Annotated in this window: 7 protein-coding genes; all 7 read left to right on the top strand. The window is 76.0% G+C overall.

What is annotated here, in order from left to right; genetic code table 11:
- The first annotated feature begins 58 nt into the window (after positions 1 to 58).
- From BLA60_RS17240 to BLA60_RS17210, 7 genes are read left to right on the top strand one after another with little or no spacing between them, the layout of a single operon-like run.
- Entirely contained in the window at positions 59 to 2,071 is a 2,013-nt protein-coding gene (locus tag BLA60_RS17240; protein ID WP_075133909.1) for a putative baseplate assembly protein, read from the top strand.
- Positions 2,068 to 3,972: a phage tail protein gene (locus BLA60_RS17235; protein ID WP_075133908.1), complete on the top strand. Its 1,905-nt coding sequence runs from the start codon at positions 2,068 to 2,070 to the stop codon at positions 3,970 to 3,972. The genes BLA60_RS17240 and BLA60_RS17235 overlap by 4 nt, the downstream gene beginning before the upstream one ends.
- 12 nt (positions 3,973 to 3,984) lie before the next feature.
- Positions 3,985 to 5,142: a hypothetical protein gene (locus BLA60_RS17230; RefSeq protein WP_075133907.1), complete on the top strand. Its 1,158-nt coding sequence runs from the start codon at positions 3,985 to 3,987 to the stop codon at positions 5,140 to 5,142.
- Positions 5,139 to 7,109 carry a hypothetical protein gene (locus BLA60_RS17225; RefSeq protein WP_075133906.1) on the top strand — a complete coding sequence of 657 codons (1,971 nt, stop codon included), beginning with the start codon at positions 5,139 to 5,141 and terminating at the stop codon, positions 7,107 to 7,109. The genes BLA60_RS17230 and BLA60_RS17225 overlap by 4 nt, the downstream gene beginning before the upstream one ends.
- The gene (locus BLA60_RS17220; protein WP_075133905.1) at positions 7,106 to 8,233 is read left to right on the top strand and encodes a hypothetical protein; all 1,128 of its coding nucleotides are present in this window, start codon (positions 7,106 to 7,108) and stop codon (positions 8,231 to 8,233) included. Before BLA60_RS17225 ends, BLA60_RS17220 begins: the two co-directional genes overlap by 4 nt.
- Positions 8,233 to 8,757, top strand: coding sequence for a hypothetical protein (locus BLA60_RS17215; protein WP_075133904.1), 525 nt, complete (start codon positions 8,233 to 8,235; stop codon positions 8,755 to 8,757). The genes BLA60_RS17220 and BLA60_RS17215 overlap by 1 nt, the downstream gene beginning before the upstream one ends.
- On the top strand, positions 8,754 to 10,757 hold the full coding sequence (locus BLA60_RS17210; protein WP_075133903.1) for a hypothetical protein: 2,004 nt from the start codon (positions 8,754 to 8,756) through the stop codon (positions 10,755 to 10,757). The genes BLA60_RS17215 and BLA60_RS17210 overlap by 4 nt, the downstream gene beginning before the upstream one ends.
- The last annotated feature ends 1 nt before the right edge of the window (position 10,758 follow it).

The raw sequence follows: 10,758 nt of genomic DNA, 5'->3' as shown, positions 1-10,758 counted from the left end.
GCGAACCAATGTCACAGGGCGACCGCGAGCGGCGTCACCGAGCCTGCGAGGGGGCGTCGTGAACGAGCCCGTGTGGTGGGAGCGCGACTCCGACGAGCCGGCGCGGATCGTCGGCGGCCGGCCGGAACTGGTCGACGCGACCAGGGAGTCGGTGCGGGCCGGGGTCCGCGACCGGATCCCCGGCTACACCCCGGACTGGACCAACCCCGACCGCCAGGACGCCGGGGTCGCGCTGGTGCGGCTGTTCGGCACCCAGGCCGAACCGGTGCTGGCCAGGGTGAACCGGCTGCCGGACAAGCTTCTGGCCGAGCACCTGCGCGTGGTCGGCGTGCGCCGCCGCCCGGCCGGCGCGGCGGCCACCCAGCTGGAGTTCACCGTCACCCCGCCCGACGGCGCCTCGGTGCTGGTGCCGGCCGGGTTCCAGGCCGCCGCCACCGGCCCCGACGGCCAGGTCGTGTTCGAGACCGAACGTGACCTCTACGCCACGCCGGCGCGGATCGCCGCGCTCGCCGTGCAGCGCGCCGAGTCGGTGGAGCCGGTGCCGCTGGGCCCGGCCGGACCCGGCCGCCCGTTCGCCCCGCTGGGCGAGGAGCCGGTGCCGGGCAACGCGCTGTGGATCGGCCTGTCCGGCCCGGCGAGCCCGTATCCCGCGCTGTCGCTGGGTTTCGTCGTCGACGCGGTGCCGCCCGCCCCGGCCTCGGCCGGCGGCCTGACACCGCTGCCCGAACCACCGGCGCCCGCCCTGCGCTGGGACGTGCTCGACGGCGGCCGGGTCGTGGCGGCCGAGGTCCTGCGGGACGAGACCGCCGGCCTGCGGGCCAGCGGCACGGTGGAGCTGCGGGTGCCGCGCACCTGGGAGCCCGGCACCCCACCCGCCGGCCCGGTGCTGCGCTGGCTGCGGCTGCGTTTCGCCCACGGCTCGCTGGCCCGCCAGGCGCCGGTGGTCACCGGGCTGCGGCTGAACCTGGTGCCGGCCACCGCCGCCCGCACGATCACCGACGAGCCGCCCCAGCCGATCCAGGACCGGACGGTCAGCGCCGCGCGGCGGATGCGCCTGAGCCAGGTCCCGATCCTGGCCGGCTCGGTGGTGATCGAGGTCGACAACGACCCGGTGTCCGACGTGTTCGGCACGGTCACCGGCCCGGCGGCCCGCTGGCGCGAGGTGGCGACGCTGTCCGGGTTCGGCCCGCTGGACCGGGTGTTCGTCGTCGACCACGCCACCGGCGAGCTCACCTTCGGCGACGGTGTGGTCGGCGCGGCCGTGCCGCCGGGGTTCCGCAACGTCCGCGCGGTCCGCTACCGGGTCGGCGGCGGCTCGGCCGGCGCGGTCAACGCGGGGGCGGTCACCAGCGTGATCACCGCCCTGCCGTTCGTCACCCGGGTCACCAACCCGTTCCCGGCCACCGGCGGCACCGACCCCGAACCGGATCCCGACGCGATCCGCCGGGGCACCGCCGAGCTGCGCGCCCGGGGTCGGGCGGTGGCCCCCGCCGACTACGGCCTGCTGGCCACCGAGGCGCCCGGCGCGCTGGTCGCCCGCGCCCACGGCGTTCCCGGCCTGCACCCGGGGTTCCCTGGCCGGCCCGTGCCCGGTGTGGTCGGCGTCCTGGTCGTCCCGCCGCCGGAGGGGGACGCCGTGCCGGTGCCGACCGCCGACACCCTGCGGGCGGTGGCCGACCACCTCACCCGCACGGTCGCCCCCGCCGGGGTCACGGTGGTCACCGCGCCGGCCGAGTTCCGGTCGGTGGCGGTGGAGGCGCGGGTGACGCTCGACCCGGACCGTGAGCGCGCCGAGGTCCTCACCCGGGCGGCCGACGCGCTGACCACCTACCTGGACCCGGTGCGCGGCGGCGAGGAGGGCGCCGGCTGGCCCTTCGGGGGCGCCCTGCGCCACACACCGCTGGTCCGCCGCCTGCTGACCGTCGACGGAGTGCTGGCGGTCTCGGCCCTGGTGCTGACGGTCGACGGCCTGCGTCTGCCGCCGTGCGCCGACCACGCGTTGCCGCCGCACGCGCTGGTCTGGCCGCTACGCCCGCTGCTGATCCCGGTCGAGGAAGGGCCACGGCCATGACCTGCGCACCTGACGCCGCGACGTTCCGCCTGCTCGACGACACCGTCGGCTGGGAGCAGACCGAGGTGGCCGACCTGGTCGGCTTCGCCGACCCGGCCGGGGTCCGCCTGGCCCATCCTGGTCCGGACCCGGACGGCCCGACCCGCGAGGACCTGCTCCCGTGGTTCCCCGACCCGCGCCTGGCGCCGGGCTGCCGGCCCTGCTCGTGGTACCTGGTCGCCGGGCGACGCCTGCTGCGCCGCGACACGTGCACCGGCGGCTGGACCCCGGTGTGGCCCCGGGAGCGCGACCCCCACCTGCGTGCCCCGCGTGCCGTCGCCGCCAACGGGCACCGGGTGGCGGTGGTGGACGGCGACCGGGTCCTGGTGTGGCACAACGAGGGTGACCAGCTCGTCGCGGTGATCCGGACCCACCGCCCCCGGCTGGTGGCGCTCGGCCAGGACGGGCGGATCCTGGTGGCCCGCGCCGGCAGCACCGACCTGCGCCGCTTCACCCCCGACGGCCGTCCGTGCGGCGTGCTGCGCACCGGCGTCCCGGGCGAGCTGCTCGGTGTCCGGGTCGGGCCGTGCGGCGCGGTCTGGCTGCTGACCGACGACCTGCGGGTGTACCGGGACGGCGTCGAGTCCACCGTCGAGTCCATGGTGGACGAACTGGCGGCGGGTGCGCTGGTCTCCGCCGACGAGAACGGGTTCTGCCTGCGCGAACCCGGCCCCGACGGCGACCACGTCACCACCTGCCACACCTGGCTCGGCGAACCGGCCGACCACCCGCCGGCCAGCCCCGGCCGCTACGCCGCCACCGGCCAGTTCCACACCGACCTGATCGACAGCGGCATCTCCCGCTGCCGCTGGCACCGCGTGCGGATCGACGCCGACGTCCCGCCCGGCACGGCCGTGTCGGTGGCGTTCGTGGTCACCGAGGACGGCCACCACGCCGACTCCGACTGGCAGCACGTCCCGCCCGGGATCACCGACCTGCTCGTCGACCAGCCGCCCGGCCGGTTCCTCACCGCCCGGGTGCGGCTGTCCGGCGACACCTCCGCCACCCCGGTCCTGCACCGGATCCGCCTGGACTTCCCACGCACCACCAGCGCCGACCTGCTGCCGGCCGCGTTCCGCGTCGACCCCGCCGCCGACGACTTCACCGAACGGTTCCTGTCGCTGTTCGACGCCACGCTCGCCGACCTGGACCGGGTCATCGAACGCCACCCCGCCCTGCTGGACCCGCACGGCGTCCCGGACCGGGCACTGCCGTGGCTGGCCGGCCTGCTCGGGCTGACCTTCGAGTCCGGGTGGGACGCCGCGACCCGCCGCGCGCTGCTGGCCGCCGCGCCCTGGCTCTACCGCTGGCGCGGCACCCGCCAGGCGCTGGCCAGGGCCATCCGCATCGTGTTCGGCGTCGAGCCGGTCCTCGACGAACTGGCCGACGAACGCGCCTGGGCCACCGTGTCGGCGCCCGGCCCAGCCCCGGGCCTCGGCTCGGTGCGCCTGTTCGGCCGGACCACCACCCGGTTCCGCCTGGACGGCTCGGCGCTGGGCGCGGCCCCGCTGCGCGCCTACGGCGACCCGGACACCGACCCGCTCACCGCGCACGCCCACCGCTTCCGCGTGCGGCTGCCCGGCCCGGCCGACGAGCGGGCCGTACGGCGCCTGGTGACCAGGCAGGCACCGGCGCACACCGAGGCGACCGTGCACACCGGCGGCGCGGGGTTCGTGGTCGGCACCCGCTCGGCGGTCGGGGTGGACACCGCGTTCGTCCCGCTGCCACCGCCGGTGCTCGGCGGGCCACACCCGTTGCGGCTCAACCACGACGGGGTTCTGCGACCGGGACCGCGCGGCGCGCGCCACGGCCTGGAGGTCGGCGTCGTCAGCGCGGTCGGGATCCACACACGAGTGTCTTGAGAGGACTGGGGCATGACCACCGAGTTCGACGTCCCGCCGCTGCGGCGGTTGCGGTACTTCCACGGACAGATGCTGACCGCGCGGGACTTCCAGCGTGAACAGGAGTACTTCCGGGACAAGCTCAAGCTGCGCCTGCGCTGCCTGCTCGGCTACGGCGTGGTGTGCGGGCTGCTGGTCGAGCCCGCCGGGCACCACGACGCGAGCACCGACCCCAAGGAACACCAGGCGAAGGTACGGATCACCCCCGGTCTCGGGGTGGACTGCGAGGGCAACGAGGTCGTCGTCCGCGACGGGTGCGTCATCGACCTGTTCGCGGCGCTGCCCGAGGACGAACGCGACACCGACACCGTGTGGATCGGCGTCGAGTACTGCGAACGCCCCGTCGAGCCGACCAGGACCGTCTACAACAGCGCCTGCGGCGACACCGGTGACTGCGAGCACGGCTGGACCGACGAGGGCTACACCATCCGCGTCACCAAGCACTGCCCGCCCGAGGACCGACGCTGCGACACCTGCTGCTCGCGCTGCGAGCACACCGTGCTGTGGCTGGCCAGGATCGACGACGTGCGCCGCACCGAACCGGTGCGCCCCCACCAGATCCACAACAACGTGCGCCGGCCCTTCGGCCGCCACGTGCCGACGGTGATCACCGGCGTCAACTGGATCCACGGCCACACCTACACCGTCGACGAGGCCAAGGAGCTGCTCGGCACGCAGAAAGAGGGCGGCGGGCTGGTCGTGCGGTTCTCCGACGACATCCGCGTCGACTGCCTCGACCCGGGTGTGGTGGAGGTCCAGGTCATCGAGGGCGGCGCCGGCCGCAACGCCAACACCTGGTACATGGGCGGGACGTTCGCCGAACCCACCGGCGGTGAGGAGTTCACCCGCGAGTTCCGCTACCGCCAGACCACCCGCGAGACCCTCCAGGACGGCGACCGGGTCCTGGTCACCGTCCGCGCCGCGTTCCTGCTCGACCGGTGCTGCCGCCCGGTCGACGGCACCAACGTCGGCGGCAAGGTGCCCTACCTCGGTGCCGAGGCCGACGGGCAGACCCACCCGCGCCCCGGCTGCGCGGTCCCGCCGTCGGGGGTCGGCCCGTGGACGTCGGGCACCGGCGCCGGCGGCGACGTGTTCGAGAGCTGGTTCTTCATCACCGAGGAGCGCCGATGACCGGAACTGACTGCGGCTGCGGCTGCGGCGGGACGTCGAACCGACCGGCCGTGTTCACCAGACCGAGGTTCTTCCCGGGCCAGCTGCTGACCGAGGAGGACCTGACGCTGCTGGTCGACTACGTCACCGGCAAGCAGCGCCTGCACAACCGGTCGGTGCTGGGCCCCGGGGTGGTCTGCGGCCTGGAGGTCGACTGCGACCCGTGCGGCGGCGGCACGGTGGAGGTCCGGCCGGGACATGCCCTGGACTGCGCCGGCAACGACATCGTGGTGTCCTGCAAGGAGAAGGTGGACGTCGGCGCGCTCGTACGGGAGCTGCGGGTCAGCTCGCTTGGCGTGGACTGCGACCGCTGCGAGGAGGACGGCGACCGCCGCTACGGCCTGTTCGTCCACTACGACGAGCAGCCGGTCGACCCGGTCGCCCCCTACGCCACCGAACAACCCTGCCCGACGCCGGGCTGTGTGCCGTCGCGGGTCCGTGAGGGCCTGCGGTTCGCCGTCCGCTGCGCCTCGCACGACGACCACCGCTACAACCCGGGCACCCGGCTGCTGGCCGGGATCGGCGACCTGGACCGGTTCCACCAGATCCAACGGCTGGCCCGGCGCCTGGGCCACTACCTCGACCCGGCGTTCGCCACGCTGGCCTCACCGGCCCGCCCGGTCCTGTTCGAGGGCGCCGACGAGGTCCGGTTCACCACCAGCCTCGCCGAGCTGGCCAAGCCCGGCGACGGCCAGCCGGCGCCGCCGCAGGCCAGGGCGCTGACCGAGCACGTGCGTGCCCTGGCCGCGTCGCTGGCCCGCTACGACACCCACGACGACGCCGCCCAGCGTGAGCTGCGTGCCAGGTACCCGGCGCTGGACCGGGTCGGCGAGGCCCGGCAGGTGCTCGGTGCCGTCTGCGCCCGGCTCGCGTCGGCCGACCAGGAGCAGGTGTGGCCCGACCCGGTGTACCGGGGGCTGGCGGCGGCGGTCCTCGCCGAAACGGTGGCGCGGGTCGTGCCGGAGCCGCCGGACGCGCAGGCGCCGCTGGAGGTGCGGCTGCTGGCCAACGGCACCCCGCTGGACAACGTGCTGGCCGTGGTGTTGCGCGCCGACCTGGCCGAGATCCGGGAGTGGCTGCTGGGCCGGCTGGAACGCGCGCCGGGCGCGGCGGACTGCCGGCTGCGGGCGCAGGTGCGCGCGGCGGACCTCCCACAGCCGCTGCCGGTGCCCGAGCCGGACAGCACCCGCCGGCTGACCGCCGCCGAGCTGGCGCACCTGGCCGAGGCCGCGCGTGACCTGACGATCGCGCTGCACCGGTTCGTCGCCGACACCGCCTGCTCGACGCTCAACCCGCCGTGTGTCGACTGCGGTGACTCCTGCGGTGACGGCGTGCTGCTCGCCCACCTGGAGCTCGACGGCTGCGACGTGCTGCGGGTCTGCTCGGCGACCCGGGAGCAGGTGCTGCCCGGCGGCTCGGCCTACGGCGAGTGGCTGCCCAAGCTGTACCGGCTGCGGGAGCTGGCCGAACGCCTGTGCTGCCAACCGGTTCCGGTGTACCAGCCGCCCGCGCCGCCGCCGCAGGGCCCGGTGCCGCGCCCGTACCTGGCCGGCCTGCTGGCCCCGTGGCCGCGCACCGGCGACCTGGAGCAGCTGCTGAGCCTGCTGCTGACCCCGGCGCCGGGCGAGACCCCGCCCAGGGTGCTGCACGAGCAGGTGTACACGGTGCCCAGCGACGTGACCGACAGCCTGCGGGAGCTCAACGTGCTGCGCGACCAGGTCAGCGACCTGACCGCGACCGTCGGTGTCCTGCGTGCCGCGCTGGAGGCCGCGACCGAGCAGGTCGGCCAGGTCCGCGCCGAGTTGCCCGACCGTCTCGGCTCCCGGCTGGCCGACCTGGAGAGCGCGCCGGCCGAGGCGCCGCCCACACCGCCGGCCAGGCGGCCCCGCGCCCAGAAACCCCGGCCGCGCTCGGGTGAGTCGTCATGACCGCCCCGGTGCGCCCGACCTTCCTGGAGGGCCAGGTCCTGGCGGCGGCCGACCTGGCGGCGACCGTCGAGCACGCGCGGGGCGCGGCGGCCAGACACGCCCGCCACCTGCACGACTGGGGTATCGCCGAGGGGCTGGAGCTGGTCACCGACAACCGCACCGACGCGGCGACCGGCGCCCGCTACGTCGAGGTGAGCGTCGCGGCGGGGCTGGCGGTCGACGGCACCGGGCGTGAGCTGGTGGTGCCGTCGCCGGTGGTGCTCTCCGAGGGCGACTTCGCCTCGGTGAACGGCGCCGACCTGCCGACTACCGAGCCGTACCCGGTGTTCCTGGCCGCCGCCGACCGGGTGGCCCCGGCCAGCGGCCTGGTCTCCTGCGCCGGCCCGGCCGGCCCGTCGCGGGTCACCGAGTCCTACCAGCTGCTGTTCGGCCGCCTCGGTGACGAGCTGCTGGTCGCCGACCAGCAGCCGCCGCCGGTGGGCGCGCCGCCGGCCGACCCGCCGGTGCGCTGGCTGGTCCTGCTGGGCTTCGTCCGGTGGACCGACGGGCACTTCACCGGTGTGGCCGCCAGCGCCCGGCGGGTGTCCCCGCGCTACGCGGGGGTGCGCGCGGACACCGTGTCCGCGCGGTCGGGCACCCTGGAGCTGCGGTCGAACCCGGTTCCCCGGGAGGGCGCCCCGGCGATCGTGCTGTCCGGTGAGGACCCGCCGAACCTGGTCTTCGGCCTGTACCGGGCGACCGGTTCGGTCAGCCCGCTGATGACGGTGGCCGCCAACGGGAACCTGACGATCGCCGGCAGCTTCGCCGGTCGTATCTCGGCGGGCAGCGTCCTGGCCGCGTCGGGCACCGCCACCGACGGGATGCTGTTGCCGCTGCCGGCCGGTGTCACGCCGGAGGAGGTGGCCGACGGCCGGGTCGCGCTGCACGTGTACCTGACCCCACGCGTGCCGCCGCCGGCCACCGCCACGGTCCTGGTCACCCCCGTGGAGTCCACTGTGGACTCGGAGCGGCGGGTGCGCTGCCGGATCAGGACCTACGACCCGGTGGTCGACCCCGGCGCGGTGACCGACCGGCCAGGGGCGGCGGACTTCCTGGTCCTGGCGACGGTCGGCGGTGACCGGTGATGGCACTGCACGTGGTGTTCCTGCCCGACACCGGGCACGTTGCCGGCGCGGTGGCCACGACCGGCGGTGCGGTCCCGGCCGACGCCGCCGCACTCGTCGGTGACGCGCTGCCGCTGCGGGTGCCCACCGCCGGTGGGCCGGTCACGGTCGCGGTGCCGGCCCGCGAGCTGTCGCCGCTGCTGGCCGACGACGAGCCGAGGGTGTTCACCGATCCACTGGCCTTCGGCGTCGAGCAGGTCGCCGACGCCGACCCGAAACCCGGGCTGGTGCGCCTGGCCGACTGGACCGAGGGGGTGCGGCTGGACCCGACCGGGCTCGTCGTCACCGTCCCGGTGGCCGCCGGGCCGGCGACCCCGGTGTTCGCGCTGGTCGCCGGTGCCCAGGACACCCACGTCCTGGCCGGGGAGATCGCCGCCGGCCAGGACTCGGTGACGCTGCCACTGACCGTGCCGGCCGGCGAGTACGGCGCGCTGGTGCTGGTCACCGGCTGGGTGGGCCGGCTGGTGGCGGTGACCGCGCCGTGACCACGTCCACCGCGGGCGACGTCACCGTGCACCGGTGTGTGGTGCGGGTGGTCCGGCGCGGTGGGTGGAGCTGGGGTCCGGACCCGCGCGGTCTGGTCCGCCAGGCCCTGGACGCGTTGCCCGAGCTGTTGCCGGAGGCACTGGCGGCGGCGCTGGGCGAGCGTTTCGCCGACGCGCTGGCCGGCGACGGCCCGGACCTGGAGATCACCGAACCGGTGACGGTGACCGTCCGGCTGCGCCGCCCGCCCGCCACCCTGACCGGCCTGGTCCTCACACCCGACCACTCCACCGTGAACTACGCTGCGAACTCCACAGTGGATTCCACAGTGGACACTGTGAACTCCGCTGTGGACGGGGCGGTGGACCCAGGGGCGGACCTGCTGGCGGTGGTGGCGGCGCCGCCCGGGCCGGACCGGCGCACGCCGGCCGTGCTGTTCGCCGAACTGGCCGGGCGCGGGGAGCTGGTGCCGCTGCTGGCGTCGCTGCCCGGTGAGACGCTGCGGGTGTTCCTGCTGGCCGTGCTGGCCGACCTGGTCTGGTCGGTGCCGCCCAACGGCGACGCCGTCCTGACCGCCCTGGCCGCCGAGTTCGCCCGCCGCCAGCCGCCAGGGTCCCCTCCGCCCGGGTCACCTCTGACCGAGTCCCCTCTGCCCGGCCCGGGGTCCCCGCCGGCCAGTCCGTCCCCGGCGGACCTGCTCGCTCTCGTCCGCGCCCAGCCGGCCGTCCCGCCGGAGCCGCCCCCGGCGGTGACCAGCCCGCCGGTGGCGGTGGGGGAGACCACGGTCTGTTCGGTGCTGCCGTTCCTGCTGGCCGGCCCGCTGGCGCGGATCGGTTACCTCGACGCGATCGGCCCCGCCCTGGCCGCCGTGGATCTGCTCGACGACGCGCCGCTGTTCGCCGCGGCGTTGGCCTACCAGGTGTTGCCCGCCCCCGAACGCGGCTGGCGGCACACCGCCGGTGCGCACGCCGCCGCGGCCGCCTTCGCCGGCCTGACCGAGCTTCCCGACCTGGGCCGGTTCGCCGCCACGGTGGCACCCGCACTACCGGTCCTCGACGGTGTGCTCGCGCTGTCGCTGTGCCGAGGCCACGACCCGACCGACCCGTTGCTGGTCACCGGCACCGGCGACGGCCTGCTACTGGTCGACTCGGTGGGTCTGTTCCCGATCGCCTGGGCGCCCGACGTCGTCGGCCTGCTGGGCCACTGGGCCGCGTGCGGGCGCCCCGACCTGGTGGTGTGCGACAGCCCTCTGCCACCGCACTGCCTACGCGACCTGGCCGAGGCCGGCGCCGCCGTCATCACCACCGTCCGCCCCCTACGCGGCGACCCGCTCACCCGCCTGCCCCGCCCCACCCCGCCGTGGACCACCCCCGCCCCCCAGGACCCGCTGCCCCGCCCCACTCCGCCGCGACCCGCTGCCGACTCGCCACCCCGCTCCACCTCGCCGTGGACAGCAGGCGATTCGCTGCCCCGCCCCACCCCGCCCCGGACGGCAGGCAACCCGCTGCCCCGCTCCACCCCGCTGTGGACCGCCGGCAACCCCGCCCCCCGTCTGGCCGCCGACCTGCCCGCCCACACCGCACACCTCGACGAGCTCCTGGCCGCGCTCTCCCCAGAACTGTCGGTGCCGCCCGGTAACGTGGAAAACGGGGGGCCCCCCGGCGGCCGCGCGACGGAGCAGGGTGGGCGGAGGTCACCCGATCCGGTGGTTGGCCGCCGCGCGGCCACTCGTGCCCTGGAGCGCAGCGCGATGCTCGCCGCCGCTCTCGGCCTCGGCCTGATCTCCTGGAACCTGTGGCGGGAACGCGAAACCCCCAGCCCGGTCCTCGCACTGGCCCGCTTCGCCGACCTGGAGGCCACCGTCCACCACACCTCCGACGCGGTCCGCGTGCGCCTGCCGCTGGGCCGCCGGCACGCCGACCTGCTGCGCGCCGGTGCACTGACCGACGTCCCCGACGTGGTCTGGCTCGGCGGCCGCACCCTGACGTTCGCGGGCGGCTGAC

Origin of the sequence: Actinophytocola xinjiangensis (assembly GCF_001921215.1) — a bacterium.
In the GTDB taxonomy this organism is placed as follows: Bacteria; Actinomycetota; Actinomycetes; order Mycobacteriales; family Pseudonocardiaceae; genus Actinophytocola; species Actinophytocola xinjiangensis.
The sequence above is the reverse complement of the archived record's forward strand: the minus strand, read 5'-3'. Positions and strand labels throughout refer to the sequence as shown.

Coding starts and splice junctions, on each gene's coding strand:
- BLA60_RS17235 (WP_075133908.1), top strand. CDS start 2,068: ATGACCTGCGCACCTGACGCCGCGACGTTCCGCCTGCTCGACGACACC.
- BLA60_RS17225 (WP_075133906.1), top strand. CDS start 5,139: ATGACCGGAACTGACTGCGGCTGCGGCTGCGGCGGGACGTCGAACCGA.
- BLA60_RS17230 (WP_075133907.1), top strand. CDS start 3,985: ATGACCACCGAGTTCGACGTCCCGCCGCTGCGGCGGTTGCGGTACTTC.
- BLA60_RS17215 (WP_075133904.1), top strand. CDS start 8,233: ATGGCACTGCACGTGGTGTTCCTGCCCGACACCGGGCACGTTGCCGGC.
- BLA60_RS17220 (WP_075133905.1), top strand. CDS start 7,106: ATGACCGCCCCGGTGCGCCCGACCTTCCTGGAGGGCCAGGTCCTGGCG.